This window comes from Streptomyces sp. NWU339, from assembly GCF_003143855.1.
Lineage (GTDB): Bacteria > Actinomycetota > Actinomycetes > Streptomycetales > Streptomycetaceae > Streptomyces.
The window spans coordinates 67046-93490 of sequence record NZ_QFRK01000020.1; the positions used below are offsets into that span (position 1 = coordinate 67046).

Sequence of the window (26445 nt, forward strand, 5' to 3'; positions counted from 1 at the left end):
TCAGGATTCCTTCCAGGTGAGCACGGTCAGGACCGCGCTGGAGATGGTGACGGGCTGCTTGGCCTGGTTGAGGAGCCGCACCCGCATGCCGCGGCCCTTGCCGAGACGCTTCGTCAGCGGGATGACGGCAAAGGTGCCGCCCTTCGTGCCGACAATTTCGCCGATCGGGTGGTCCTGGACGAACTTGTCGCCGTCGTACTCGCTCATGCGGGCCTGGACGACCTCGCCGACGGGCAGGCCGGTGATGTAGAGGCTGACCGATCCGGTGAAGCGGGCCGGGCCGCGCGCCCACACCGACCCGTTGGTGGCGTGGTGACTGGGCTCGTCGGCCCACTCCTTCGTGAACTCGATCGAGTCCCAGGCGCCGGGCCGGAGGCTGTACGGCTTGGCCAGCCCCAGGTTCACGTAGTCGGGCATGTCGTCCTCCTGAACAGGGTCGGTGGTCTTGCCGGTCGCGCGGGCGACGATCCCCGGGAACACGACCTCGCGCCACTGCTTGATACGGGCGGTCCCGGGGCAGGCCGTGCCCGACGTGGACCACTGCGGGAACAGGCTGTGATAGCCGAACCCGGGGTCGTCGTGGGTGCGGCAGATCCGCAGCGGAATCTTGTGGTGCTGGTGCAGCCACACGCCGAGCCGGATCAGCTGCTCGATCTGCTTATCCGTCCACGGGTCGGACGCCTTGGTGTCGGACGCGGTCTCGATGGACACCGCGCCCGTACCGTCCGCCCTGCGGTTGGCACCGGCGTTGGCATCGGCTCGGGTCTCGGTCCCGATGTACTGGGCGAGGTCGCCCTCGTAGCCGAGCCCGAAGTGGCTCTCGAGGTTCGTGCTGTCCCGCCAGTACTCGTAGGTGCGGCGGGCCGTCCACGGGGCGACGATCGAGTGGACGATGCACTGCGTCGGCCGGATGGCGGGCTGCGAGTCGCTCTCGGGTTGCAGCTCCATCTTCGTGGCTCCGGGATACCAAGCCATGTCTTCCTTCTTTCAGAGGAGTCGGGCGTACCGAGGTGCGCCGCCGATGGATCCGCCGCCGCCGTACTTCCCGCCCGTGTTCGTGCCGGAGGTACGGCGGGCACGGACCTGAACCTTCAGCTGAGTGCTGGCCCGGTACGGGGTGAGGTCGAGGGTGAGGGCAGGGAAGACATACGCGCCGGTCGCAGGCACCGTGCCGTTCGCGACGACCACCGAGTCGTTGAACTGGACGTTCCACTCGCCGCCCGTGTTGATGCTGTTGATCGTGTCCCCGATGAACACCAGGCCGAGCGCCAGTGTGGCGGTGCGCGGGGACAGGATCGTCTCCCACAAGGTCACGAACGACGTGCCGTCTTCGTAGACCATGCCGCGCAGGGACGTCGGGTAGAACGGCAACTCGTCCCGCTCCCAACCGGACCGCTGCAGCGCGGCCACCGTGTCCTCGAGCTCGGCGAGCCGCTGGAGGAAGTCGACGCTCTTGGCAACCTTCGGCATCTCACACCCCCACGCACGTCAGCCGGACGCGCTCGGGCCCGTTCACCGCCGTGTTCTCGATGGACACGATGCGCAGCACACCCTCACGACCGCGCGGTGAATCCGGCTCGGGGTCGATGACGAACAGGGCCTCGTCCCCCACGCTGTAGCTGCCGAACGCGGGGTCGACGTCGGCAGCTACCTCGAACGTCGGCTGCACATCCGCCCGCGACCGAGCTGCCAGATCAGCGTTCGTCATGCCCTGCACCTGCGCCTCGTCCACCACCCCGTCGTAAGTGGCCACGCCCTCCAGCAGCGGCCACCCCGAGGCGATCAAGTCGCCAGCCCTCGCGGTCTTCACGATCCGCGCCTCACCGGACCCGGCGCCGAGGCCGGACATCTCCGTCACCAGAGACGTGCCGTCCTCCGGCCAGTCGTAGTCGATGATCGAGCCGTGCCCGCCGCCCTTGGAGAAGACGAGACCGGACTCAGCGGCTGTCCGGCCCCGACGTGGATACCAGGCACGCGCTTGCTTGAAGCGGCGCGGGGACTCGTTGTTCGCGCCACCAGCCCAGCCCAGCTCTATCCCGAAGTCGAACCCGTTGTCAGCCGCAGCCAACTCGGTGATGGCTTTGTAGATCTCGGTCCGCTGGTAGCCGTAATAGGACACGTTGCGGTCGACGCCGTGCGCCGTTCCCCCGAGGAAGCCGAGCCTGAGACCGATGTCGCCGCCGGGCTGGTCTTGCGCGTACCGCAGCAGCGACCACACGATGTGCTGCTGGTCAGCAAAGAGCCTCTGCCCGCCCTCGCTCACGTAGGCCGGATCGAGCAGCAAAGACGTGTCCGTGGACAACGTTCTCTTCACGTGCCGCCGCTGGAAGTACGACAGGAACTCGGACGCCTGGATCTTCTTCCCGCCCTTGACCCGGTCCCGCGTCCAGACGATGCCGCCCCACACGAGGACACCGTCCCGATCGACGTACACGGCGGTACGGGCCGGCTGAGATGCGGTCTCCGGGTCGAGCGGGAGCGTCTCGTCGTTGTACGGGATCGTCCCGGAGAGGCGGCCGATGCCGTTCAGCTCGAAGGAGTACTGGACGCCCGCAAGGGGGAGTTCGGCGAGCAGCTCGTCCGTGCGCAAGTCCGTGAACAGGTACGTGTACGTGTGCTCCGGCTGGGCGTCGGCGGCCGCGAACAGCTGCGCCGACAGCATCGTCAGCTCCGTCATGGGATCGGAGTCACCTCCAGCGTGCCGCCGGAGACCGTCGCCGTAGTGCTGCTGCCCGAGCTGATGTTCCACTGCGGGGTGATCGTGAGGGACTGGCCGGGGGTGGCGCCGGTGATGAGGCGGGTCCGCCCCGCGGCTACACGTCCGCCCACGGCCGTCACCGAGTTGTACGAGGACGCGCCGACGCTGATGGCGCCGGACGCGCGCCACGTGGCATGACACGTTGAGGTGGACGTGTTCGTGTTCTCCAGGTTCGCGGCGACGGAGACGCGGACCATCCCGGACGGGGGCACGGTCACCGTGATCGGGGCCCACGCAGCCGACGTGAAGTCGACGTAGGTCCCGGTCTGGTTGAAGGGGGGCGCGGACTGCTGGAGCGACACCGACGGCCGTAGGTACTCGCGCAGCTGGCGCTTCGGGCCCGCCTGCGTCCCCACTTCCAGCACGTCGGTGTCCGTCAGGTACAGCACCTGCCCCGGGTGCAGCCGGTTCGGCGCGATGGACGACGACACCGGCACGATGCCGCCCGCAGCAACCGAGTAGTTCCGCAGGTCGCTGATGTTGCCCGCGCTGATGCTCGTCTGGTTCGGGCCGATGTTGATGTCCGCGAGGACCTGCGCGTTGTTCGGCAGCGTGCCCCGCTGCGTCGTGCCGGCCGACGTCGCATACGGGCCTTGGATGATCTCCAGCCGCCACTCTGACGACGATCCGACGTACTCACCGTCGTAGACACTCGCCACCACCGTGTCCTTGCGGAACTGGCCGGCCCCGCCCGCAGGTTGCACGGTCAGGACCACGTCAGAGTCGTTGACGCAGATGTAGGTTCCCTGCCCGCCAGCGTCGTGCTGGTCGACGTAAGCGAACCCGGCGCTGACGATGACGGTCATGTTCGGGGTCGGGGACGGCCGAACCTTCAGCTGATAGTTCTGGTATGACGGCTTGACGCCTTGCCGGATTCGCATCGGCGTTGCCTCGTCCACACCGAAGCCCGGGTACGAGATCAACGCGGTCAGGGCCAGCCGGTCAGTGCGGGCCGGGTAGCTGCCCGCCTGCATCCAGGCCGGGGGGTTGATCAGGGCCACCTCAGGCCCTCCTCTCTTACAGGCTGGTGTCGCGCCAGGACACGGTCAGCAGGGACGATTGGCCGGTGACGCCCGGCACGGGGCCGCCTCGGTACGCGAGTTCGTTCGCGCCGGGCTGGAGCAGGGGCCATGTGGACCCGGCACGCACCCAGGTGCGGCGCGGGGTAGCGCCCATGAACAGGACCGCCCGGGTGCGGGTGTCGATGATCAGGTATTCGCCTGGCTGGAGGGTGGCGTCGAGAGCGAGGACGCCGCCGGTGGTGACCTGCTCGATCGCAGGGTTGGTCACGGGCCCGTCAATCCGCAGTACTGGGTACGCGGGCGAGGCGCCGTCGTTGACGGCCGTCAGCCGGCCGGACGTGCCGCTGCTGCCGTACGTCCGGTTCGAGCCTGCCGGCCGCGCCGAGACGCTGGCGTTGGGTGTGCCTTCCCAGGTGCCGCCGTTGGTGCCGTCGATGTACGGGGGCAGGCTGGGGCCGACGACGGCCATGGCGGCGTCCGCCCACCATGTGGCCGCGCCCGCGGCCGAGGTGGTGGCGACGGCGGCCACGCGGTCGACGGTCTGTCCGGCCGCCACCGTGTACGAGCCGGACACTCGCGCCCACGCACCCGGCTTGGCCTGCGCGAGGACGGACGTGGTGCTCAGGGTGGTGGTGCCGCTGCGCCACCACAGTTCCAGTGCGGTGATCCCGGTCGGTGGGATCTTCACGTACACGCCCCACTGGACCGTGTTCCCGGCGGTCACCGGCTCGATGGTCCACGACGTGCCGCCCTGCGCCGACGCCACGCTGATGGCGTGCTGGATACTCCACTGCCCCGCCCACGACTCTGCGTTGACGCGGGTGCGGGTGTTGTTGCTGCCGAAGTTCGTCGTTTCGGTGGTGAACGTCTCCTCGGCGGACGGGTTCAGCACCAGGTTCCGGGCGGTGTCGCCCGCGCCCGCGTACACCAGCGGGTACGTGCGGCCAGCTGACGGGGAGTACGCCGACGTGAACGTGCTCTTCTCCTCGAGCCCGTACAGGTACGGGTCCGCGCAGTAGAACTCCAGCGCGGCATCCCCGATCCGCCATAGGTACTCGGCGTCGTACGGGATGCTGCGCTTGCGCACCTTGGCCCACACGAGGGTGTCTTGATCGAGGAACTGCAACGGTTGCGGCTGACGCTGAGGCTGGGTCGCTGCGCGCAGAGCCAGGCTCAGCGCCCGCAGTCCGTCCGGGGTCTCACCCCGCAGCCCGAGCTTCAGCTGCACCGTCCGGGCGCTGGTGTAGTCGGAGCCGGTGTAGTCGCCGTGCTGGCCCGGCCGGTCCATGTCCTCGCCGCGGATGTCCGGCAGGTCGTCCATGCCCTCGATGACCTTGACCGTGTACGGGCTGCCGGGCCCAAACGTCAGGTCACCCCACTGGATACGGCCGAGTGCCTGCTGCGCCATCGTCATCGCCTCCCTACGAGGCCACGCCACGACAGGGCGCGCAGCATCTCGTCCGGCGTCGCCTGCGTCCCATGCAGATGGATCGTGTTGTACTGGTCACCCCGCCCACCGACCGCACCGGCCGTGACCGTGGCCAGTTGTCCGGCGGTCGGCGTGACCGCGAGCGCACCGCCCACTCCCGTGGCGACGTCCAGCGCCGCACCGGCCACCGTCCGGGCCGCCGCCCGCACCCGGCCCACCGTGGCCAGCAGACCCACCTCGAGGCCACGGCCGTCCATCTCACCGATCCAGCGGAACGCCTGCGACGGCGACTTCGTCTTGTGCTTCTTCTTGACCGTCTTCAGCATGCTCGTCGCGATCTTCGCCATCTGCTTTTCGATGGTCTTCTCTTGCGACTTCAGTCCGGCCACCAGGCCCTGAGCCGCGCGGATGCCCGCCGAGTACAGGGCGTCGCCGACCGTGTCACCCGTGCTCTTCGCCGACCGGGCGAGCTGCGCCTGGAGGGTGTTGATCCGCTTCAGCTCAGCCGGGGTCGCCCGCGCCAACGCGGCCGCCGTCGCCCCGCCGGCCTCGACTCCCGCGTCCGCGATCTGCTGCAGCAAGTCGCTACGCAGCCCGGCCTTCTTCAGCTTGGCGATGTTCTTCTGGAACTCGGTGGTCTTCTTCAGTGCCTGTTGCAACCCGACCGTGATCGCGCTGACGCTGTTGACGTCGGCGTACCCGGTGGTGATGTCGGCCTCATCGAGGATGCCCTTGGTGATGTCCCCGGCCGCCTTGCTGCGGGCCTTCAGCAGGTCATCGAGTTTCTTCTGACCGGCCGCCAGTTTCTTGATGACCGCGTCCCGCTTGGTGGTGAGCTTCTCCAGTTCGCTGATCGCTTTCTTCAGCGTCTTGCCGTAGCCCGAGCGCACGTTCGCGGGCAGCGCCTTCGTGATCGACGCCAGCTTCGAGCGCAGCTTGGCCGTGGTGCCGTCGATGCCCTTGATGAACCCCTCGATCAGCAGCCGACCGGCCGGGGTCAGGATCTTGGCGTCCTTCTTCGGCGGGCCCTTCCAGTCCGTCAGCTTCGAGGTGAGGCTGGACAGGGTGGACTGCACGTCGCTGATCTTCGACGTGATCCCGGAGATGAACCCGGCGATCAGGTCCCGCCCGGCGGAAGCCAGCGTGCCCGCGAGGTTGCCGAGCGCCGTCTTCGCCTTCCCCGGCAGCCCGCGCACCTTGTCCACCGCGTCGGTGACCTTGCCGCTGATCGCGGTCACCATGGTGCGGCCCGCGCCCGTCACCACCGTGGACAGTGTGGAGCCCAGCGTCGACAGGGCAGTCATCGCCCGGCCGGGCAGCCCGCGCAGCCACTCAACCGCCTTGCCCACGGCCTCGCCCACCCACCGGCCGATCTCCCCCGCCTTCTGCGAGATGAACTCGGCGGCCTGCCCGACACCCTCCTTCGCGGTCCGCCAGGCGCCGGAGAAGTCGCCCGACAGCAGCTGGGTGATGACCGTGAGCACCGGCACGACGACGTTGGAGATCACCGCGGCGAGCTTGCCGGACAGGATGGACGCGAGCCCGCCGATGAGTCCGATGATCGGCTGGATCACCGGCATGAGGGCCTCTGCCAGCTGCGCCACCAGCCCGGCGACCGCGGTGATCAGCGGCCCCAGGGCGACCATCAGTTCGGCGGCTGACGTGCCGAGTTGCACGAAGGAGGGGGCGAGTTCGACGAGCAGGTCGCCGATGATCGTCAGCCAGGTCGACAGGTTGTTCGCCAGCAGATCCGCCAACGGCGTGATGATCGCCGGTAGTTCGGCAAGGATCGGCGCCAGGGTCTCCTGAAGGATGCCGGCGAGGGTGCCGACGACGGGGGCGAGCGCCTGGAACACGGTCACCACGGCGTCCAGCAGCGGTGTCAGTGCGGGCAGCAGGGCCGCCGCGAGTTCGCCGATCACGGGCAGCAGTGGGGACAGGGCTTCCACCAGGGCGCCGACCGCTTGCGCCGCCACCACCAGCACCGGGCCGAGCGCCTCGATGATCGGCGAAAGCGCGTCCCCGAGCGCCTCGATCAGCGTCTGTGCGGGTGGGCCGAGCGCCTCGAACACAGGCCCGATCGCCTTCAGTGCCTGTGCGAGCAGCGGGGCCACCGTCGATGCCAGGGTGCTCATCGTCTCGAAGATGGCGCGCAGCCCGCCCTGCACCTCGGGCGTGTTGACGACGTCGGCGATCGCCTGCGTCACCTGCTGGAGCGTGCCGACGAGCCCGCCGCCGCCTTCCGGTACGGCTTTGAAGATCCCGCCGATGATCTGGCCGACGTTCCCGGCGATGTCCGCGAGATCCTTGATGAGGTCGATGGCGGTCTCGATGGCGTCCTGCATCGCCCCCGACTCGAACGCCTTGCCGAGCCGCTCCCCGATGCCGGCAGCCGAGTCCGCCGCCGCCGACGTCAGCCGCTCGAAGGACGGTCCGGCGGCGGCGCCGATCTGCCCCAGCGCCGTGACCACCACGCCCGGAATCCCGGACATGTTCTGCAGGCCCTTGCTCGCCGAGCCGAGCGCCTTGCCCAAGGTGCCGTTGTCTGCCAGCTCCCGGGCCGCGCCCATCGCCCCGGCCGCCATGTCCCCGATCGCGGTCGCCGAGGAGAGCAGGTTCGTGCGCAGGACCGGCAGCACGCTCTTCGCGGTCCGCTCGAGGTTGGCGCCGAGCCCGCGGAACACCTCCTCTTGCACGGCCTGCTGCATGCTGCGCAGCTGCGGGGAGATGTCCCGGACGGCGGTCGCGAACTTCTGCGCCGACGGGCTGAGCTTCTCCAGTGCCTCGCTGAACTCTTCCGTCTTGGACGGGTCCAAGGCTGCGGACAGCGCGTCGTCCATCCCGACGGCCGCGAGTTTGACGGTGCCCTGCGCCAGCGCAACCGACATCATGCCGGTGACCGCAACCCCGGCCGCCGGCGCCACGTTCGCCAGCGTCGAAGCCAGCCCAGCCACCACGGGAACCGCGGCGCCGAGCCCGGCCGCGGCCTTCCCGATCCCGCCGATCGCGCCGGCCGCGGACCCGGCCACCGCGGGGATGCGGCTCAGGATGCCGGTGAGCCGGTTGGGCCGGTCCTCGTCCACGTCGACGTCGATATGGACGTCCGTGTCATCGACCTGCCGTGCAGCCTGCCGCAGCTCCTCCAACTGGCGTGCAGCCGCAGCCGTCGCGGCGCGGACGTTGACGTTGGGGTGTTGATCCCCGATCCGCTGAAGGTTCGTCTCGAGGTCTTCGAGCTGGCGCAGCGCGTCGCCCACAGAGACGTCGACGCCGATGCGCTGCGAGTCGAGCTGCGCCAGCTGCCGGTGGACGCGGGCGAGGTCGCGGTCCAGCGGGTCACTGTCGCCGTCGATGGTGACCTGCGGCAGGTTGCGCAGCAGGTCATCCAACTGCCGGTTGATTCCCTGGCCGAGCGCGGAGCCCATGGCCGAGCCCTGCCGGGACGCGTCGCCGATCGCGCCGGACACGCCGTCGAGGTTGACCGCGAGATGGCTGACCAGGTTCGGCAGGTTGATGTCGTCAGCCATCGGGTCACCTCCGGTTCATCGTGGCGAACCCCAGCAGGGATGCGCCGTCGGCGGGTTCGGGTTCACGGCGGCCGCCGCTCTGGTGGGCGGCCTGGTGCTGCTCAGCCAGCGTCAGCAGCTGGCAGACAGTCATGTCCCAGAAGGCGCCGGGCTGAATGTGGAGGGCACCGACGGCGAGGTAGTAGAGCTCAGCCCAGGGGAAACCGTCTCGATCGCGGCGGTCAGGTCCGGGGTCTCGTCGTCGTTTCCCAGGCTCTCGAGGGCCTTGGAGAACGCAGCGTTGAACGCGTCCACGTACTGGCTGAGGCGGCCGGGGTGGAGCAGGTCGGCGATGTCCGCGCCGTCGGTGCGGCGGCGGAACACGATGTCGCCGGAGATCTTCCGTTCGCCCTTGGCGTCCTGGTGCTCGCGGTAGTGCGGCTCGAACCCGCCCGGGCCGACGGCTCCGGCGCCGACGAGCTGGATGATCGGGCCGAACGCGGCACCCTTGCCGGTGGAGTCGATGGCGGACTGGACGGCGGCCACGGAGCCGTAGCGGGCTTCGAGGAGTGCGAGGGCGCGCATGCTGTAGCGGAGCTGCACGCTGGTGCCGTCGGCGAGGTCGACGGTTCCGCCGTCGGCGAGGAGGTCAAGGCCGTGCGTCATGGTGGTGTCCCTACGTGAGTGCCGGGTTTCGGCCTGCGGATGGGGAGAGAGCCGGGCGGGGCGGGCGCTGAGCGAGAGACGCGGGCCCCGCCCGGAGATCACGGGGTCGCGGCCGTCTCGATCGGGACCGCGGTCTCGTTGATGTCGATGTCGATCCACTCGCCGGTGCTGATCAGCGGCACGGCGCGGGCCTCGTTCTCGATCGTGCGGTAGTCCTCCTCGGCGAGCCCCAGGCCCGGGAACGAGGACATGACGCACTTGAGGAGGCTGAAGTGGACGTCGCCGCCGACGAGGTCACCGCCGCCCGTCGGGGTCTTCCCGACGAGCTTGTACGGCAGGGGCTTCGCGCCCCGCTTCAGCGACCACTTCGTCTTCTGCGCCGGGGTGGTGCCCGAGTCGGTGACCTCGGAGTCGATCAGCGCCACCAGCACGTCCAGGCTCAGCTTCGCGTGCGGGTACGACACGGTGATGTTGGAGATCGTGGCGTCTGAGTCCAACAGGCCGTTGTCGCCGCGCAGCTCCTTGACCTCGACGTCGCCGGAGACCTCCATGCTCTTGATGCCGGGCACGTCGATACCGGGGCCGTACGACGGCTCGCCGCCCTCCGGGTCGCTCAGCAGGGGGAAGATCTTCGCGTCCTCGACGGCGTACAGCTTCGTCACTCGGGAGATGGGCATCTCGGGTTCCTTCCTGGTGCCGGGGTCCGGCCCTTACGTCAGGGGTGGGGTAGCAGGGGCGGGGTCGGGGACGGTGGCCACCGGGCACCCCGGCAGGTCGGGCAGCGGGCCGGCGTCCTGCGGGACGATCAGTCCGTCCACGGCCCACCACGTCCGGCCGGGCTGGCCGTCGGTGGTGTGGATGGCGACGGCGCCGTGCGTGACCGCGACCGCTTCACCGATCAGGGCGACCGTGGCGCCGGGCCGGGCCGGCCAGTGCGGGCCCAGCTGCGCGAGCACCTCGTCCCGTGGCAGTTCGACGAACGTGATCCTCATCCGGGGATCACCTCCTCGCGCAGCAGCTCGCGGTGCACGTGCACGGTGATCGAGTGCCGGACCTGGTTGTCCTCGATCGGGATGCGGTCGATGTCGTCCACGCGGACGGCGGTGACCTTCGCCGGGTGGGCGGGGAGTCGGCAGCCATGGAGGGCGTGCGCGATTGCCTCGGCGAGCCCGTACCGCTCGGTGACGCGGGTCGCCTTCGGGCCGATCTTCACGCGGGCCTGCTGCACCAGGTCGACGGTGACGGTCTCCACGATGTTGATCTCTGCGTCCGGGTCGCCGAAGTCCCCGTTCCCCGCGCGGTCCAGGCCGGCGGGCATGCCCTCCTGCACGACGATGAACGGCGGCGCCTGGCCCTCGCGGGCGCCGTCGCGGAAGACGGGCACGCCGAAGGCGAGAGACTCGAGGCGGGCCTTGATGGCGCCCGCAGTGCTGGCGGCCATCAGCGCCGTCCGATCTGCGAGGCGTGCGCCCGCCAGAAGATCTCGGTCATTTCGATGGCCGGCCGTAGGAACGGCTTCGCTGCGGTGCCGGGGTGGTTGACCTGTGCGACCGGGTGCCGTGCGCCCGGCCAGTACAGGGCCTTCTTCTTCGTCGGCTTGATGACGTGCGGGGCGGTGCCGTACTCGACGGCCGCCGCGTAGTTCACGTTCGTACCGATGACGTAGCCGACGCTGCGCCCGGAGCCCTCGGCCCGGGACACGATGCTGGAGCGCAGTCGGCCGGTGTCGACCGGTGCGCGGCGGCGGGCTTCGTTCTGGACGTCGATGCGGGTGCGGTTGACGGCTTGCTTCACGTCGTCGGACATGCGACCGAAGTACCGGCGCAGGCCCCGCTCGTACTGACGGGTGTTGATCTGCGTCGACACCGAAGTGCCGAGCCGTAGACGGCCCGTCGACCGGACGCGCGCCATCACACACCACCGATCAGCGTCGCGCCGCGGTTGAGGTAGCCCACCAACAGGGCGTCAACCTGCGTCGACCCGGTGGACGACGACGGGGAGACGACGCCCTCCGACGGCCCGTCGTCGGTGCCGTCTTCGATGGCGACGTTGTTGCCCTCGTCGTCCACCTGGAGCGAGGCATCCTCGGCGGCGTCCGCGTCGGGCGGGGTGGCCTTCGCCTGGAGATCGGCGGCGAGCATCGCGCACGCCTGCTGCACCAGCAGCGGCACCTCGTCGTACCCGAACTCACCGACGACCTTCACCTGTTCGGCGCCCCACCGCTCCCACAGGCCGAGCCACCCCCCGTTGTACGACTCGGCCCCGGCCACCAGGTCGTCGTATCCGCCCCACGCGAGGTGCACGGCGTCGATCTGCCCGAGCACCCGCGACGAGGTGAACCGGTACGCGGCGTCCGGGATTGACGTGCCGTCGTCCGGCTCCAGTACCGGCATGACCGCGGTGACCGAGCGGACGCGGCGCGGAAGGATGACCAGTCCATCCGCGCCGACGTCCGCCACCACCACCAGGTCAGTTGGCTCGAAACACTGCTGGGTGTACCGCTCGATGCCCTCTTGGGCAGCCGTGATCCACGCGGCCACCACGGCGTCGTCGCCGGTGACACCCGCGTCGCGCGCGGCTTCGATCGAGCAGTACGCCATGGGTCAGCCCTGCTCGCCCTCGGCGGCCGACTCGTCGGCGGCGTCCAGCTCCCGGCGCACGCCCTCGGTGATCGTCTGCCCCTTGGCGACGATCTGTCGGGCGTAGCCGCCTGGGTGGGTGTGGACGACCGGGCCGGTGGGCCCGCCGGTGCCGGCGGCGTCCAGCTTGCGGTACGCGTCCTGCGGGGCGGTCTGGCCGACGGCCCAGCCCTCGCCTGCGTCGTACTCCTGCGTGCGGATGACGGCCGCGTTCGGCTGCTCCGGGGTGGCCTGCTGGGGTGTCTCGTCGGGGGTGCTCTTGCTGCGTGCGGCCATGAGATGGCTCCTCACGTGGTGTGGAAGGGGTGGCGGGGTGGGCGCGGCCGGGGACGGTCGGCCGCGCCCGGTCAGGGATCAGGCAGCAGCCGGATCGAACGTCACCTTCACGAAGGCGCGGGGCGTGTGCACGGCCACGTTCGCCCGCCGCTCGGCGAGGATCACCAGCGTGTTCGCGAGGAAGAAGTCCGCGTGCGAGTCGGTCATCAGGATCGTGATCCCCTGCCGCTCCCACAGGGTGGCGCCCATCCGGTAGCCGCCGAGGAGCGCGGTGCCTGCGGCCATGGCCACGGAGGTGACGACGGTCAGGCCCCAGATCCGCATCGGCGCGCCCGAGTCGGTGACCGAGGTGATGACGCGGAACTGCCCGTTGGCGTCGGTGTCGAGTTCGATGTCTTGCCAGTCGAGGGGGTTCATCACCACCGCGTCCGGCGGGTACAGCGCCAGTTCACCCTGCGTCTTGGCCTTGCGGAGGGTGATCAGCTTCGGGTCGGTGTTCCCCGCCTCCGGCTGGTAGGCGCCGATGCCCGGGGTGGTAAGAATCCCCTGCATCTCCATGGCGCCGTTACCGGTGAGGATCTGCCGATCGAGCTGGTACTCCAGGCCGTACGTCAGGCGGCCGTTGATGTAGCCCATCATCTGGCCGTCGTCGTCCGCGGCCTGCCTCGTGATCGGCACCCAGTGAGCGACGGTCTTCAGCGTGGTGGTGATGGTGTCCCACGTGAACGGGCCGGACTGCGGCTTCATCGTGCCTTCGGGCACGACGGTGGCCTTGTTCCACGTGCCCGGTCCGGAGACGGGGCCAGTGGTGTCGCGGACGTACTCCAGCGTGTTGCCGCTGGAGGTCTGCCTGTCCAGCAGGTTCGCGATCAGGAGCGGGAAGTCAGGGTTCTGCGGGATCTGCCCCGGCTGCCGCTCGGGCCGGGTCGGCACACCGTTGGTGGTGGTGACCGTGCCGGTGGGCGCGTCGCGCTGCTCGAAGGAGACGGCGCCGGACTCGCCGCGCAGGCCGCGGGCGCGGTACTCCTCCAGCGCCTTGGAGCGGATGAACCGCTCGGCGACGGTGAGGGGGTGCTCGTTGCCCTTGTCGTCGGGCTGCATGCCCGGCTGCTCGCGGCGGGTGTCCGGGGCCGGGTCTCCGGCGGGGAGCTGCGCGGCCTTCAGCGCGCGCAGGCGTGCGTCCCGCTGGTTGGCCTGCTCGATCTTCGCGGCGATGTCGTCGGCGCGCTTCAGCAGCTCGTCGATGTCGCCGTCGTAGTTCTCGTCCTGGAGGAGCTTGGCGACTTCGTCGCGCTGCTCCAGCAGGGTCGGGGCACCGCCCTTGATGGGGTAGATCGGGTACCGCTTGCGGGGGTCCTCGCCGTTGGCGGCGCGGCCCTTGCGGTAGCCGAGTGCTCGGCGTGCGCTCATTGGCCGGTCCTCTCGGTCCGTGGACGGCACGACAGCCGCCCATCCGTCATGGGTTGCTGCGTCCGTCTGTCACGGCCGGTGGATCGCGCCCGGCAAGGCTCGCGGCTTTTACGTCCGGTGCGAGCGGCCCGGATGTGGGGAGGGTAGATCGATCACGGGGTGTCGTGTGGGTGGGGGCTGCAATTCGCGTTCCCCGACGAGGCGTCTACCGGCGTCGTCGGCCGCCCCGGCCCGCGCCCTGCCGCGCCGGGAGCGAGCGGTACGGGGCGCTGCGCTGGTTGCGGTGAGCCCAACGCCGGGCGAACGACTTCCTGTTGGCGAAGGCCCAACGCCACTGTGCCTTGCTCCTGAACCGGCCCATCACGTGCCTCCCACGGTGGTCAGCTTCAGCCACGCCGCACGGCGTGCCCGCTCCTGCATGCGCCTCTCCTGCTCCACCTCGTGCGCGATCGCCGAGTCCCGTCCGTGCTCCCGGTCGTACGCCGCCAGCCGCTCGGCGAGAGTCGGTTCACCCGTCTCGGTGTACAGCGCGCCCAAGGCAGAGCGCACCGTCTTCAGCTTGCTGCCGGGTACCGCGGCCATGCGGGCCGTAATCTGCGAGACCTCCACCAGCCGCGCCGAGCGGATGTTGTTCAGCGTGTCGTCGCGGTCCTCGTCGCTCATCTCGGCGAGCTTCTTCCAGTCGGGCAGGTCGGTCCTGACGAACCCGACGGACAACTCTCGTGCGCTTCCTGACCGGGCCTTGATGCGCGCGTCCCGCCCGGCTGCGGTGTTGTCGTACAGGCCGTCGATGTGCAGGAAGTTGTCCTGTTCATCCGCGCGGAAGGTGCCGATCGGGTCGAACGGGCTGTGCATCCACAGGTAGGCGTACGCGCCCTTGTCGATGCCGCGCCGGAAAACCTTGGGCTGGAAGGTGGTGCCGTAGCTGTCCTTCTTCCCGTACTGGCAGGCGACGCCGTTGAAGGTGCCGTCCTCGTCGTCGCCGACGCGGAACTCTGCCGTGTCGAAGATGCGGAACTCGATCTCGTTCACTGGCCCTCCTTGGCCTTGTTCAGGGCGTTCTCGGCGTACACCTCGGCGACGCCGTTCATCACGTCCCGGTGGGAGCTGGACAGCTTGGGGGCGTACCGGTAGACGGCTCGGCCCTGCTTGTCGCGGCCGTCGTACTCGTAGACGACCTGCCCGTTGCCGAACGTCATCAGCTTGGGCACCTCCCCGTCCGGGTCCGGCCGGACGGCGATGTCCTGCTTCCCGTCGAACGGCCCGCGGCGCACCTCGGCGAACGGCACGCCGGGCGGGCAGTACGCGCCCTCGTACTGGCCGTGCCCGGCGGGCTGGAGGATCGCGCGGACCTCACCGCGCAGCAACGTCGCCATGCTCAGACCGCCTTGCCCGCGTCGATCAGATCGGCCATGCCCCGCAGCCACGCCACGGTCCGTCCCCCACGGGACGGGTGGTGCGTCTCGGACACGTTGGCGTGCTCGCGCAGCATCTTCGCGCTCGGCGGCGCAGGCGCCAGGACGTAGCCGAAGCGCAGCAGCAGACGGTTAAGGACCTTCATGGTCAGGACTCCTGTCGGGACGGTACGGGCGGCGGCGGGGGCGGCAGCGGTACAGGGCTACGGCCCGGCTGCCGCGTGGTCTTCTGGCCCTTCTTCGGGTCTTGCGCCACGGTCAGGACTCCTCGAACTCGAAGGTCAGCGCACACCGGCACTGAATGGACTGCGCGGCCGGGGCGGTCGGATCCGCCGGCCACCGCGACTTGGTGAGCGTGAACCGCTTGTTCATCGCGACGCTGCGGCCGTTCTCCTGCCGGTGCGTCTCCCGGGTCCGCTTGTCGGCCGTGGCCAGCCACGTCTTCCGTACCGCGCCCGCGTCCAGTGCCGCCAGGAACGACGCCTGGTTGTAGCCGCCGACGGTCTCCGTCCGCGCGATCATCGTCGCCCGGAAGTCGGACAGGTTCGTGAACACCTTCTGCAACCGGGCGCGCAGCTCCGGGATCGACTCCCCCTCAGCCACGCCCGCCGCCAGCAGCTGCGCCCGCAACACCTGCTCCGTCGTCGCCGTCACCTGCCCCGACAGTTCGTCGATCCGGTCCTTGAGGGCCTGCGCAACGTCCGGCTCGTCCAGGTCGAAGCTGCCGATGATCTCCGTGCCGCCTCGTTTCCACACTCGCTCGACGAACGGGCGCACCACCTCTGCCGTGCGGCGCTTCCAGTACCGGCCGTCGAAGATCTCGCGGACCTTGATGCGCTCCTCCCACCCGTCCGGGCCGGTGGCGACGTCCATGTCGGTGAGGCGGGCGGCCAGCACCTGCTCCGGGTCCGGCGGCGCGAGGGTGAGGGACTGTTCGCGAGCGAGGGCACACGCCTGCGTCCGGGTCTCCTCGAGCCACTGCGCGCTGCGCTGCGGCTTGGCCATCAGCCGGTCGAAGTCCCTCAGCACCCGCTCCCGCTGCTCCTTCGCGAGGGCCTGCACCGCGCGGCGGCCGGCCCGCTCCAGTTCGTCGTACGCCTCGTTGATGTCCGTCAGCGACGGCGACGACGGGGCGTCGTCCGCACGCGTCAGCTCCAGTCGACGGGGCGTCGGACGGGCGTCGACCTGCGGCGGCGCACCACCGAGGAGGCGCGTCAGCACGGTCTCGACGGTCCGCTCGACGACGGCCGTCACGTCGGGCGTCGGCTGGAGCAGACGGGAGAAGTCCGCGTCCCACGACCGGGCATCGTCGCTGCCGGCCTGCCCCTGCACAGGGGCGAACTGGCTGCGGTACGGCGTGAGCGTGTGGACGCCGAGGCCGCCCGGCAGCGGGTCGTAGCCCAGCTCGGCACGCGCCTCGTCGATCGTCAGCGTGTCGGCGTACACCGACGCCCGGGTGCGGTTGGCCACCGAGTCCTGCGAGTCCTGGAGCGCGGCCACCCCAGCCAGATCCCACCCAGCCTCTTCCATGTCGGAGGGCAGCAGCACGCGATCGATCTCGCTGCCGATGATCTCCAGCTTCGGACTGATCGTGTCCGACCACAGGGTGGCCTTCGCCGCGCTGCGGTTCTCGTACGTCGTGCCGGCCGCAAGGTAGTCGTGAGGGATGCCAAACGCCATCATGACCTCGGCCGAGTTGGCCATGCGCGACTCGAGGTAGGCCATCTCCTCCGGGGTGAACGTCAGCCGCTCGTACCCGATGCCCTTCCCGCCGGCCTGCCCGCCACCGCCCGGTGTGGAGCGCACCAGCAGGTTCTTGCCCGCGTTCTCCGGGCCCTGCATGCTGGAGCGCCATGCGGCCTTCACCTGGTTGAACTCGTTCTCGTTCATGTCGCCGAGGTAGACGACGCCAGTCGGGCGGGCCCCGTTGGCGTAGCTGGAGCGCTGCCACTCCCGGGCGTACGCGTCCATGTCGACCGCATGCCTCGCTGCGCGCCACGGCGGCAGGCAGCCCAGCGGATCGAACGGATGGGGGTACCGGAGCCACAGCATCTCTTCCGGCAGCACCGGCACCTGTGTGCCGTCGAGGCGGCGGACCATGAACCCGACGATGTTCGTCGTGGTCGGCCGCTGCGCGAGCGGCTTGTCCACGATGATGTCCACCTGGTCATAGACGAGGTGCATCTCGGTGACGGGGCCGAGGCCGGTCTCGCCGCGGTCAAGCCACACGAACGCCTGCCCGGCGAGTTCGCCCTGCTGGAGCATCAGCGACTTGAAGACGCGGGCGGACATGAGGGGGTTGGGCCGCTTGTTGAAGAGGTGCGCGACGGGGTGCCCGTCGATCACGGAGCCGTCCGGCTGCCGTACCGCCAGAGGCACCGAGGAGCCGTTGTCGGCGATCGCCGCAACGCACCGGTACGCCACGGCGCTGTTGGCGTAGCCGCGGGCCTCGGCGTCCAGGGCCATGGTGAGGGACTGCTGCCCGCCGATCGACGCGACGGTGACCGGCTGCCGGCCCCGCAGCGTGTCCAGGCCGGCCGCGGCCCGCGTCTCGGCTGCCCTGCGCAGGGCCCGGTTCCTGTAGTAGCTCACGTCGTCCTCCTAGGCGACCGCGGCGAGGTTGCCCGCGGGCGCGAGCATGAGGTCAGTGAGTGCCCACACGTAGGCGTCGAGACGGTCGGGGCTGTCGTCGCCCGGTACCCAGGTCGTCAGCTGCTCCTCGAGGTCCGGCAGTGAGCCGACGATGTGCGCGCTGTTCTGGTCGGTGAGCGCGGCCACCGGCTCAGCCCGGGTGGCCTTGCCCTTGCTGGCGTACACGATCCGGTAGTTCACGGTCGGGTCGACCTGCCTCACGACGGTCCCGATCCACTCCCCGCCGTTGTTGACCTCGGCCACGATCGCGTCCGCCTTGTGCTCGTGGTACGCGCGGATCGCGGTGCGGGCAGCCTCGATCGGCGGCATCCGCGCGGACAGGTCATCGATCACGTAGCCGTGTCGACGCTGGAAACCGTTCTTGTCCGGCAGGTACGTCGACCCGAGCCCGGCGACGATGATGCCCATCTCGTCGGCCTCGTCGCTGCTGGTGGCCGCGGGGTCCATGGCGACGACGATGCGGTCCATCGGCGGGGCTGCGCCGACGCGGGCTTTGTCGAGTCCGGCCCACGACCACAGGGCGCCCTCGATGTCCTCGAGGAGTACGCCGTCCAGTTCCTGCGCCTCGATGCGCGTCCCGGCGTACTTGGCGATGAGGTGGGCGCGCTGCTCCTCGGGGAGGTGGATCGCGTCACGGGTGCGGCCCTGCGTGGTGATGACCTTTGGGTTCGCCTTCAGGTCCCGCAGTTCCTTGCGCGGCTTGGGCGTGGTGGACGCGATGTAGTGCGGGTTCTTGCCGATGCGGAGGCCCATCTCCGAGTGCGTAATGGCGTCGGAGAGGCGGCGCATCGCGGCGGCCTCTTCCATCCAGACGAGGCACCGGTTACCACCGGCCCTCAACCTCTCCACATCGTCCGGCGTATGGGCACCGAACAGCTTGGCTTCGGCGCCGTTGGGCCAGCGTGCGAAGGTGCCGCCGGCCGTCGTCCTCAACACCACGCGCGGGTCGTGCGCCTTCAGCCCGGACGGCCCGTTGACGCAGGCCTCGACGGCGTCACCTTGCGTGGGCGCCACGATGGCCATCCTGTGCCCGCCGTTCAATCGCGGGTCGCAGGGCGGGCCGTTGACGTGGGCGACCATGTAGCGGGCGCAGCCGTCCGTCTTGCCGGTGCCGCGCCCGCCGAGCTGGAGCCACCAGCCGAGCGTGGGGATCTCGTCCGGTGGGACCTGCCACGGGTACGGCGTCCACCGGTCCCAACGCTTCTGCCACAGCCGGTCTGCCAGCTCAGCCTCGAGCAGCTCGAGGGCCTCCGGGGGGAGCCCGGCGAGCTTGGCGTCGAGGCTGGCGGCGTGCACGGTGCGGCTACTCCCATTCGTAGTAGGGCATGTCGATGCCGGTGTTGCGGCGGTGGATCATGCGGCTGTTGTGGCCAGCGGGCAGTTCGCAGGTGATCGAGGGGTCGCGCGGGTAGGGCGGGCACGGTGCGGGCTCGGGGGCCTCTTCGTCGGTGGGCTGGTCATCGGCCGGCGGTGTCTCGGCGCCTGGGTCTTCGTCGGGCGGGTCCGGCGGGAGCTGCGATTCGCCCTCGGCGGGCGGCTCCTCGGGTGCGGGCTCCGGGGGCGGCTCGGGGGTGGGTTCGGTCATGTCTCCTCCAGCTGTGCGATCTCGTCGGCCAGTTGCTTGATGCGGGCGGTCATCTCGTCGGTGACGGTGGCGTTGACCTTCACGGGCGCGTAGAGGCCGAGGAGCTTGGCCTGATGGTCGAACAGCTTCACCAGGCCTTCGACGGCGCGGACGTTGCCCTTGATGACCTGCGGCATGAGGCTGTTGATGGCGATGTCGAGGTTGGCCAGCTGCTCGCCGAGGTACTGGCCGTGCGCCTCGGCGGCCTGCGCGGCGAGTTCCGCGACGCCGCGCTTCCACGCTTGGTAGACGTTCTTCACGTCGCACTCGAGGCGTTCGCCGATCTGCCGGAAGGTGAGGCGTTCTTGGGTGCGCAGGCGTACGACCTCGTGTTGCCGCGTGAGGCCGAGATCGTGGTGTGGTTGCCGCCAGGCCATGTCACCTCCCTGATGGGAAGGTACGGATTTCTGCGGCGCTCCGATCTTGGGGGCTGCAATTCGCGGGTGCGCGAAGGCCCCGCCGACGCTGGTCGACGGGGCCCGGGGTGGTGCGGTGGGTCAGCAGGCGTCGTACTTCCAGACGCCGTCCTCCCGCGCCCACGGCTGCGCCTGCTGATCGAACTTCGGCAGCCCCTCGATCTTGTACGAGACACGGGCCAGATCCCCCGACACCTCGGCCGTCACATCCGTGGCCGGGTGATCCGAGCCGTAGTCCTTCTTCGCCTGCCTCAGCGTCTCCCCGTAGACGAGCGGGTTGATCTCCTTCCGGCAGCGCTCGGACAGCATGCGGTGCGCGGTGCTGGCCTCGGCGGCGAAGTACGCCTCGGTGTACTCCTTCACCGCAGTCTCGAGCGGGTCGTCCCCGCTGGACGGGGCGCTGCTGGGCTCGCTGCTCGGGGTGCTGCTGGTGGTCGGCGCGGACGGCTTGGGGTCGGCGCTGGTGTCGTCGTCGCTGGAGGAGCAGGCGGTGAGCGCGAGCAGCAGGACGGCGGTGATGGTGGTGGCGCGGGTGCGCATGTGTCCCCCCATGGGCGGTGTGTCTGGTGGGGGCATCGTCGCATGCGGGCATGGGCGAGGCCCTCGCCCGGGGGAATTCGGCGAGGGCCTCTCATGACGGTGCCCACTGTAGGGCGGGGGTGTGACAGCGGCAGGTGGTCAGATGCAGGGGAAGTGCGACGGCGGGTAGTGGCCGGCGCAGTTCGGGCAGTAGTTCAGCGGCAGTTGCTCGTACCGGAGGGCGGCGAGGAGTCGGCGGATCATCGGGAGGTCACCTCCCCCGCAGCGACGTGGATGTGGGTGTGGTTGGGCCGGTCCGGGGGCGACGTCTTGTAGATCAACATCCCCTCTTCGGATTCGAGAGGGGTCACGCCGATAAGCTCGTGACCTGCGCACTCTCGACAGGAGGGGCGCCCCTCCTGCGGTGGGGGAGGGGCGGACGAAACGGACACCCGGCGGCGGGCGGACCACCACACGGCGGCCACCCCGGCCACCCACACGGCGAGCACACCGGCCTCCGGCGAGACGGCCCACACCCCGGCGAGGGCGGCCCCGGCGAGGACGACGAGGACGCATCCACCGGCGAGCGGCGACCGCTCCTCGAGCTCCTCGGCCGGCTCCTCGGCCGGGGTGTCCTCCCGCTTCCGGCGCGCCATCACAGCGCCCCGTATACGGTGTCGCCGAGCCAGTTCACGGCGACCGCGATCGGGGCGGCGGCGAACCCGGCCACGCCCGCGCTGGTGCCGAGGCAGATGCCGCACCAGGCGCCGCGCTTCAGGTCGCTGCCGTAGCGGGACTTCTTCACCGCGGCCACCAGGCCCACGGTCAGGATCAGCACGATCGCGCCGCCCGTCTGCGTCAGCGGCAGGTACACGGCACCGCCCGCGCTCTGTCCGGCCGCGCCTCCGACGCCCCACACGAGGGCCACGTCACCGAGCCAGTTGGAGATCCACAGGGCGGCGCCCGCAGCCCAGCCGATCAGCCCGCCCACGCCGAGGATGGTGAGCACGCCGTACGACCACGCGAGGAGGAACGGGAGCAGGGCCCCAGCGTGGCCGGCGGGGTTGGAGCGGAGGGCCTTCGAGCCGGGCCACCAGGTGACGAGGTAGTGGACGAGGAGGCAGATGCCGACGGTGACACCGCCGAGAGTCACGATGGTCATGGGGTCCTTCAGCGGTACATGGCGACGCCGAGCGCCGCGAGGGTGAGGATGAACGCGCAGGTCCCGGTGACGGGCGGGACGGTGCGGATGTCGACGAGGGCCAGGCCGAGGAGTCCGGCGACGGCGGCGAGCACGAACAGGACGGCGAGCACGGCGTCACCCGGCGCGGTGCAGGGGCGACGGGCGCTGAGGCAGGGCCTCAAGGTGCGGCTCGTGCGCCTCGATCTCCTTGCGGATGGTGCCGCGCAGGGTCGACGCACCGGGCGCGGCGAGGTTCGCGGCCTCCAGCGCAGTCTTCATCTCGCCCGTGGTGGGCCGGTAGCCGGACTCGTACAGGGGGCGGATCACGGCGCAGCGCGGGTCGCTGTACCGGATGGCCGGGGGCTGCTCCTCGAGGGCGGGCGGCTGCTGCTGCTCCTCGGCGGCCGGGAGGGCCGGGGCCTGCTCGGGCATCGGCGGCACGGCCGGTGCGTGCTGCGGCTCGGCGCGCTCCACGGTCACGACGGGCGTGGCCTGCGTCGTCTCCGGGCGTCGGGCGAACCACACGTGCAGCTGCCGCATCAGCGCGCCGAACGCGAGGAGTGCGGCCACCGGCGGGACCGCGGCGACGACGTACTGAAGCGCGGGCGCGTCGGAGCCGACGCCGGCCACGTTCAGGCCGATCGAGCCGAGCGCGCCGACCGCAGTCAGGCAGATGGCCCACCAGTCGACGGTGCGCAGGTAGGAGGCGCGCAGGATCAGCAGTTCACCGGCGAGGTAGAAGAGGTCGAGGACGGCGGGCCATGCCCAGGCGCGGGCGGGGTCCATGCCGAGGCCGTTGCCGGCGGCGACGTCGTGCAGGTGGTGGTAGGAGAGCCAGAAGGCGATGCCGGTGATGGCGGTGATGATGGCGGCGGCGCCGACGGCGAGGCCGAGCCCGCTCATGGCGGCGGGGGGCGGGTTATGCGTAGGCTTCGGTTCAGCCATGGGAGCGCTCATCTCCTGTGGTCAGGCCCCTGGTCGGTGTTCGCTGCACCGTCGGGGGCCGTTCTGTTGTGGGGCGTCGTCGGGCGTTGTCGGCCCGTCATGACGCGGTGTCGGGTAGCCGACACGGTGAAGGGTAGCCGACACGGGGCGGTGTGTGCAGACCTACGCTCCGGCGGGGAGGTACGGGGTATGGGCGAGGAGACGGACGACGCACGTCAGGCGGCAGACGACGTGCTGGCTGCGGTGCGCGCTGCGTTGCGCGGGCTGGAGGCGATCCCGGACGCGACGGTGCGGGCGCGGGCGGCGGGTCTGGTGCTGCGGGAGTGGCCGGCGGAGCGGACGTTGGCGAAGGAGATCCGGCAGCAGGCGGTGGACACGCTGCACCGGGGCGGGATGGACTTCCCGGAGATCGGTCAGGCGATCGGGACGGACCGGTCGCGGGCGTGGCGGATCTGGAAGGGCATGTCCTGAGCGCGGGGCCGCTGGAGTCGTAGCGCCTCGGGGTGGGACTTACGCCGCGTAGGGCTCCCCACCAGCCGCTGCGCCAGAGCAGCACCGGCCCCGCGTGGGCAGTGTGCCAGAGACGACGACGCCCCGTCACCGGCCGTCGTGCGGCGGGGTGACGGGGCGTCTGGCCTGCGTCGTCAGCCGTGCGGCTGCGCCGTGGACGTGGTGTAGGCGAACGCCTCGGCGAGGTTGTTCAGCGCCTCGGCCGCAGTCGGGCCGGTGGTCTCCTCGTTGATCTTCTCGGCCGTCTCGGCGATGGCCTTGTAGAGCGCGAGGCGCGCTTCTTCCTTCGCGCTGTCTATCGCTGCCATGGTGCTCCGTTCGTGGTCGTGCTGGTGGTGTTGGGGTGGACGTGTGGGGCGTGGCGGGTGGTTCCCGGTCAGCCCGTGGTGGGCTGCTCGGTGCCGTCGAGGGCGCGGCGCACGGCGGCGGTGGCGAGCGGGCCGAGGTGGGTGTCGAGCAGGGCGCGCACGCGCTCGAGGGCGGCCTGCGCCTCCCGCGCCTCCCCCTCGGCCTTCGACACCGCGGCGATCATCTCGTCGACCAAGCTGACGTCCCCGCCCTCCTCCTCGAGCATGCTGCGTGTGAGGCGCAGTTCCCGCTTCGTGTCCCGCCACTGTCGGTTGCGGAGGCTGATCTGCGCCCACAGGTTCTGTATCTGGGTGGGGTCGGCGCCGTTGGCTCGGAGGCCGGAGCGGAGGGTGCGCAGCTCGGTCTCGGCGATGTCGGCGCGGCGGCGCTGCTCCTCGGCTGCCTGCTCGGCGGTGTGCTCGCGGTCGATCGCGTCGTTGGCGCGCTTGTGCTCGTACTCCAGGACGGCGCGCAGCTTCTCCAGCTCGACGGCGATCCGGTCGCGTTCGCGTTCGATCTCCTCGGCCTTCGCCTTCCACGTCTCCCGGCCGTTGATGATCTGTTCGACGCGGCGGCGGAGGGCCTCGCCTTCGCCGGGCAGGGAGAGGACGCCGCGGGCTGCGCGGTCGGCGAGGACGCGGAGCAGGTACGGCGTGTCCTCGTCGGCGGCCGGGGCCGGGCGGGGCTTGTGGACGTCGAGGATGACCCCGTCCGAGGCGGGGTCATGGACCCATCCGGCCGCGCCGCCGGGAGCGGTGTACCACGTGAGCGGGTCGCCGCAGACGCAGCGCGGCCCGTCGTCGGCCGTCGTCGTCGGGGCGTCGCTGACGATGGCGACGGGCGTCTGCTGCGCGTCGGCGATGCGTCGGACCTGCGTCGTCAGGTTGTCGAGGGCGCGGACGACGGCCCGCGCGTCCGGGCTGGTTCCTGCGGGGCTCATGCGTGGTCCTTCGGGTCGGGGTGGTCGGGAAGGTCGGGGTCGAAGTCGAGGGCGGCGAGGACGGCGTTGAAGCGGGCGAACTCGCCGCGGACGACGGCCTCGTCGTCGGCGGGGTGGGCGCCGATGGGGACGTGGCGGATGCGGGCGGTGGCGTGGCCCCAGCACCAGCCGGCGGACAGGCCGAGGACGAGGGCGAGGACGGCGAGGGCGTAGGCGTCGGTCATGGTGCTCCGTTCGGTGGTGGGTCAGGAAGCGATGGGGAACGCCTGTGCGGCCGCTGGAGCGCCCCGCACAGCCCCGGCCGCCCCGGAGGAGCCGGAAGCCGCACGGGGCCGCTGGAGCCGCCGTGACGAGGCGGCAGGGGCAGCCTTCTGCTGCGCCCACCACCCCGCCTTGCACGAGTCGCACGCGGTCTCCCCCAGCCGCCGGTGCAGGAAGTAGCCCGTGCCGGTGCCGCCCTTCGCGTGCTCCTCGGCCAGCCGCTCCCGCCGCCGCGCCTCAACCACGGCCTCGTGCGCCGCCACACAGTCGCCGCCCACGCAGTCCACGCCCGGCTTCTCGCGGTACGTGTGGTGCGCCCGGTACGCCGACTCGGACCCGCACGCCTGCCGCAACCGGCCCTGCTCGTCGAACCGCCACGGCCGGCCATCCGCGAAGCTGCGCCGATCCGCGGCCGTCGTGCCGCCCCACACGCCGTACGGCTCCCGCTCAGCAATCGCGAACTCGGCGCAGGCGTCCCGCAACGGGCAGGGCTGGCAGGCGCGGACAGCGGCGTCCCGCTCGCGGGTGTTGTCGCTGAAGAACGGCTCGGGGTCGAGGCGGCAGGGCAGGCCGGGGGTGCGGATCATCAGGTCGTGCAAGGCGGTCACTGGGGCTCCCCGAGGGTTGGTGGTGGGGCAGTTGGCAGGGCTGGTCAGGCGGTAGTGGGGGGCTCGAGGGTGAGCTGTCCGGCGTTCTCGATGGCGGCGCGGCGGGTGGCCGCAGCGGTCTGGCGGTGGTGGTCGCGGTCGTAGTGGAGGTGGCAGCCCTGGCACATGGCGCGCAAGTTCTCGTCGCGGCAGTCCTCGGGGGTGTGGTTGAGGTGGGCGACGGTGAGCACGACCGTGCTGCCGGTGCCGTAGGCGGGCTGCCCGTTGCGGTTGGGGCAGCGGCCGGTGTGGGTGCCGCGTCCGCACTCGCCGAGGCATTCGCAGCGGCCTGCGGCGCGTTCGGTGCGGATGCGGAGGCTGATCTCCGGCCAGTTGGTCGGGTAGCGGTGGCGGTTCTCGGGTCGGATGGGCATCAGGCGGTGTGCCTCTCCGGGTTGGTGGTGGCGAGGTGGGGTTCGCAGCGGGCGTGCACGGTGCGGCCGGGCCGCTGCGGGTCGGGGAGGATCGGGCGGCGGCAGACGTGGCAGCGGGTCCAGGTCTCGTAGTCGTCGGGGTCCGGCGCCGGAGCGGTGTCGTCGTGGTGGTGTTCCTGGTGATCGATCTGGTCTTCCGGAGCGCCCACTACCTGAGGTTGGAAACCGACCTCGGCCCCGTCATGGGTAGAGACATGGGTAACCCCTGGGTTGTTGGGGTCGCGGTGACCCCAACCGGTGGGGTCGCGGTGACCCTTAGTCGGTGGGGTCGCGGTGACCCCTTCTCCTGAATCCGTACCGTCGGTAACAAGGGGTCGCGGTGACCCCTTCTGGTTGGGGTCGCGGTGACCCTTACTTCCGTCGTCGTCCGACCACTCCGGAGCCCGCTTCCCCGGCTTCCGCGCAGTCGACTTCAGGTAGTCCTCGGCGGCCTGCCAGTCCGGGAACGGATGCACGACGATCACGTACCGGACCGGTGCGCCCTTCTTCCGCTCGCCGAGCACCCGCACGACGCCGGCACGGATCGCGGCCTCGAGGTAGCGGCGGCAGTCCTTGACCGAGCAGCACGAGGCGGCGGCGATGTCGCTGATCCGGATGGGTTTGCGGTCCGAGGAGAACGCGACCTCCCCGGAGGCGCTCGCGTAGTTGCGGAGTTGGCACAGGAGCAGGGGCAGGCCGGACCGCCGCAGGTACGTGGACATGGCTCGTGTCCACTTCCACGACAGGGCGTTGCCGTAGGCGTTCGGGACGCTGCCGGGCGCGGGGGCCTGCTCGTCGCTGCTCAACTCGGTCTCTTCTCGGTGCGGGTGGCGGGTGCCGGTGGGGCCCGGGACGGCGCACGGTGG

General features: G+C 70.6%; 34 protein-coding genes. 1 reads left to right on the forward strand and 33 read right to left on the reverse strand.

Annotation, left to right across the window (positions count from 1 at the left end; translation table 11 throughout):
• From DIZ27_RS23055 to DIZ27_RS23180, 27 genes are all read right to left on the reverse strand, one after another.
• On the reverse strand, nt 1–975 hold the full coding sequence (locus DIZ27_RS23055) for an N-acetylmuramoyl-L-alanine amidase (protein WP_109380341.1): 975 nt from the start codon (nt 973–975) through the stop codon (nt 1–3).
• A 12-nt stretch (nt 976–987) separates the two neighbouring features.
• A complete protein-coding gene (locus DIZ27_RS23060; protein WP_109380342.1) occupies nt 988–1470 on the reverse strand; it encodes a hypothetical protein in 483 nt (160 codons plus the stop codon).
• Nucleotide 1471: 1 nt separating this feature from the next.
• Nucleotides 1472–2677, reverse strand: a complete 1206-nt coding sequence (locus tag DIZ27_RS23065) for a hypothetical protein (RefSeq protein ID WP_109380343.1) — start codon at nt 2675–2677, stop codon at nt 1472–1474.
• The gene (locus DIZ27_RS23070; RefSeq protein ID WP_109380344.1) at nt 2674–3759 is read right to left on the reverse strand and encodes a hypothetical protein; all 1086 of its coding nucleotides are present in this window, start codon (nt 3757–3759) and stop codon (nt 2674–2676) included. Before DIZ27_RS23070 ends, DIZ27_RS23065 begins: the two co-directional genes overlap by 4 nt.
• Before the next feature lie 16 nt (nt 3760–3775).
• A complete protein-coding gene (locus tag DIZ27_RS23075) occupies nt 3776–5188 on the reverse strand; it encodes a phage tail domain-containing protein (RefSeq protein ID WP_181383650.1) in 1413 nt (470 codons plus the stop codon).
• 2 nt (nt 5189–5190) lie between these two features.
• The gene (locus DIZ27_RS23080) at nt 5191–8736 is read right to left on the reverse strand and encodes a hypothetical protein (protein WP_109380346.1); all 3546 of its coding nucleotides are present in this window, start codon (nt 8734–8736) and stop codon (nt 5191–5193) included.
• A gap of 4 nt (nt 8737–8740) precedes the next feature.
• Nucleotides 8741–8893 (reverse strand): hypothetical protein, encoded by a 153-nt coding sequence (locus tag DIZ27_RS23085; protein WP_375231998.1) that lies wholly within the window; start codon nt 8891–8893, stop codon nt 8741–8743.
• Entirely contained in the window at nt 8866–9381 is a 516-nt protein-coding gene (locus DIZ27_RS23090) for a hypothetical protein (RefSeq protein WP_109380348.1), read from the reverse strand. Before DIZ27_RS23090 ends, DIZ27_RS23085 begins: the two co-directional genes overlap by 28 nt.
• A 98-nt stretch (nt 9382–9479) precedes the next feature.
• Complete coding sequence (locus DIZ27_RS23095) at nt 9480–10058, reverse strand: phage tail protein (protein ID WP_109380349.1); 579 nt, start codon at nt 10056–10058, stop codon at nt 9480–9482.
• A gap of 33 nt (nt 10059–10091) precedes the next feature.
• Nucleotides 10092–10373 (reverse strand): hypothetical protein, encoded by a 282-nt coding sequence (locus tag DIZ27_RS23100; RefSeq protein WP_109380350.1) that lies wholly within the window; start codon nt 10371–10373, stop codon nt 10092–10094.
• A complete protein-coding gene (locus DIZ27_RS23105) occupies nt 10370–10822 on the reverse strand; it encodes a hypothetical protein (RefSeq protein ID WP_109380351.1) in 453 nt (150 codons plus the stop codon). Before DIZ27_RS23105 ends, DIZ27_RS23100 begins: the two co-directional genes overlap by 4 nt.
• Nucleotides 10822–11247, reverse strand: coding sequence for an HK97 gp10 family phage protein (locus DIZ27_RS23110; RefSeq protein ID WP_258308511.1), 426 nt, complete (start codon nt 11245–11247; stop codon nt 10822–10824). Before DIZ27_RS23110 ends, DIZ27_RS23105 begins: the two co-directional genes overlap by 1 nt.
• 44 nt (nt 11248–11291) lie before the next feature.
• The gene (locus tag DIZ27_RS23115) at nt 11292–11981 is read right to left on the reverse strand and encodes a hypothetical protein (RefSeq protein ID WP_109380353.1); all 690 of its coding nucleotides are present in this window, start codon (nt 11979–11981) and stop codon (nt 11292–11294) included.
• Between the two features lie 3 nt (nt 11982–11984).
• Entirely contained in the window at nt 11985–12296 is a 312-nt protein-coding gene (locus DIZ27_RS23120) for a hypothetical protein (RefSeq protein WP_109380354.1), read from the reverse strand.
• A gap of 78 nt (nt 12297–12374) precedes the next feature.
• Complete coding sequence (locus DIZ27_RS23125; protein WP_109380355.1) at nt 12375–13706, reverse strand: phage major capsid protein; 1332 nt, start codon at nt 13704–13706, stop codon at nt 12375–12377.
• 360 nt (nt 13707–14066) lie between these two features.
• A complete protein-coding gene (locus DIZ27_RS23130) occupies nt 14067–14738 on the reverse strand; it encodes an HK97 family phage prohead protease (protein WP_109380356.1) in 672 nt (223 codons plus the stop codon).
• Entirely contained in the window at nt 14735–15082 is a 348-nt protein-coding gene (locus DIZ27_RS23135) for a hypothetical protein (RefSeq protein ID WP_109380357.1), read from the reverse strand. Before DIZ27_RS23135 ends, DIZ27_RS23130 begins: the two co-directional genes overlap by 4 nt.
• Nucleotides 15083–15084: 2 nt before the next feature.
• The gene (locus DIZ27_RS23140) at nt 15085–15267 is read right to left on the reverse strand and encodes a hypothetical protein (RefSeq protein ID WP_109380358.1); all 183 of its coding nucleotides are present in this window, start codon (nt 15265–15267) and stop codon (nt 15085–15087) included.
• A gap of 112 nt (nt 15268–15379) precedes the next feature.
• Nucleotides 15380–17713: a phage portal protein gene (locus DIZ27_RS23145; RefSeq protein ID WP_109380359.1), complete on the reverse strand. Its 2334-nt coding sequence runs from the start codon at nt 17711–17713 to the stop codon at nt 15380–15382.
• 9 nt (nt 17714–17722) lie between these two features.
• Complete coding sequence (locus DIZ27_RS23150; RefSeq protein WP_109380360.1) at nt 17723–19069, reverse strand: terminase large subunit domain-containing protein; 1347 nt, start codon at nt 19067–19069, stop codon at nt 17723–17725.
• A 7-nt stretch (nt 19070–19076) separates the two neighbouring features.
• A complete protein-coding gene (locus tag DIZ27_RS23155; RefSeq protein ID WP_109380361.1) occupies nt 19077–19358 on the reverse strand; it encodes a hypothetical protein in 282 nt (93 codons plus the stop codon).
• Nucleotides 19355–19774 (reverse strand): sigma-70 family RNA polymerase sigma factor, encoded by a 420-nt coding sequence (locus tag DIZ27_RS23160; RefSeq protein ID WP_109380362.1) that lies wholly within the window; start codon nt 19772–19774, stop codon nt 19355–19357. Before DIZ27_RS23160 ends, DIZ27_RS23155 begins: the two co-directional genes overlap by 4 nt.
• Nucleotides 19775–19894: 120 nt before the next feature.
• Nucleotides 19895–20365, reverse strand: a complete 471-nt coding sequence (locus tag DIZ27_RS23165) for a hypothetical protein (RefSeq protein ID WP_181383651.1) — start codon at nt 20363–20365, stop codon at nt 19895–19897.
• Nucleotides 20366–20592: 227 nt separating this feature from the next.
• A complete protein-coding gene (locus DIZ27_RS23170; protein WP_109380419.1) occupies nt 20593–20988 on the reverse strand; it encodes a hypothetical protein in 396 nt (131 codons plus the stop codon).
• Nucleotides 20988–21494, reverse strand: a complete 507-nt coding sequence (locus DIZ27_RS23175; RefSeq protein WP_109380364.1) for a hypothetical protein — start codon at nt 21492–21494, stop codon at nt 20988–20990. The genes DIZ27_RS23170 and DIZ27_RS23175 overlap by 1 nt, the downstream gene beginning before the upstream one ends.
• Before the next feature lie 8 nt (nt 21495–21502).
• Complete coding sequence (locus DIZ27_RS45860) at nt 21503–21646, reverse strand: hypothetical protein (protein WP_181383652.1); 144 nt, start codon at nt 21644–21646, stop codon at nt 21503–21505.
• Nucleotides 21647–21650: 4 nt separating this feature from the next.
• Nucleotides 21651–22460, reverse strand: coding sequence for a DUF2637 domain-containing protein (locus DIZ27_RS23180; RefSeq protein ID WP_375231996.1), 810 nt, complete (start codon nt 22458–22460; stop codon nt 21651–21653).
• A 189-nt stretch (nt 22461–22649) separates the two neighbouring features.
• Here DIZ27_RS23180 and DIZ27_RS23185 point away from each other — a divergent pair, with 189 nt between their 5' ends.
• Entirely contained in the window at nt 22650–22931 is a 282-nt protein-coding gene (locus DIZ27_RS23185; protein WP_109380366.1) for a hypothetical protein, read from the forward strand.
• A gap of 173 nt (nt 22932–23104) precedes the next feature.
• Here DIZ27_RS23185 and DIZ27_RS45865 read toward each other — a convergent pair whose 3' ends face one another.
• The 6 genes from DIZ27_RS45865 to DIZ27_RS23210 all read right to left on the reverse strand — a co-directional run bounded on the left by DIZ27_RS45865 (nt 23105) and on the right by DIZ27_RS23210 (nt 26385).
• On the reverse strand, nt 23105–23278 hold the full coding sequence (locus DIZ27_RS45865; protein WP_181383653.1) for a hypothetical protein: 174 nt from the start codon (nt 23276–23278) through the stop codon (nt 23105–23107).
• Between the two features lie 68 nt (nt 23279–23346).
• Nucleotides 23347–24258 carry a hypothetical protein gene (locus tag DIZ27_RS23190; protein WP_109380367.1) on the reverse strand — a complete coding sequence of 304 codons (912 nt, stop codon included), beginning with the start codon at nt 24256–24258 and terminating at the stop codon, nt 23347–23349.
• A complete protein-coding gene (locus DIZ27_RS23195; protein WP_109380368.1) occupies nt 24255–24482 on the reverse strand; it encodes a hypothetical protein in 228 nt (75 codons plus the stop codon). Before DIZ27_RS23195 ends, DIZ27_RS23190 begins: the two co-directional genes overlap by 4 nt.
• A gap of 21 nt (nt 24483–24503) precedes the next feature.
• Entirely contained in the window at nt 24504–25127 is a 624-nt protein-coding gene (locus DIZ27_RS23200) for a WhiB family transcriptional regulator (protein ID WP_109380369.1), read from the reverse strand.
• Between the two features lie 44 nt (nt 25128–25171).
• Nucleotides 25172–25540 carry a hypothetical protein gene (locus DIZ27_RS23205; protein WP_109380370.1) on the reverse strand — a complete coding sequence of 123 codons (369 nt, stop codon included), beginning with the start codon at nt 25538–25540 and terminating at the stop codon, nt 25172–25174.
• A complete protein-coding gene (locus tag DIZ27_RS23210; RefSeq protein ID WP_109380371.1) occupies nt 25540–26385 on the reverse strand; it encodes a hypothetical protein in 846 nt (281 codons plus the stop codon). The genes DIZ27_RS23205 and DIZ27_RS23210 overlap by 1 nt, the downstream gene beginning before the upstream one ends.
• Nucleotides 26386–26445 lie beyond the last annotated feature (60 nt).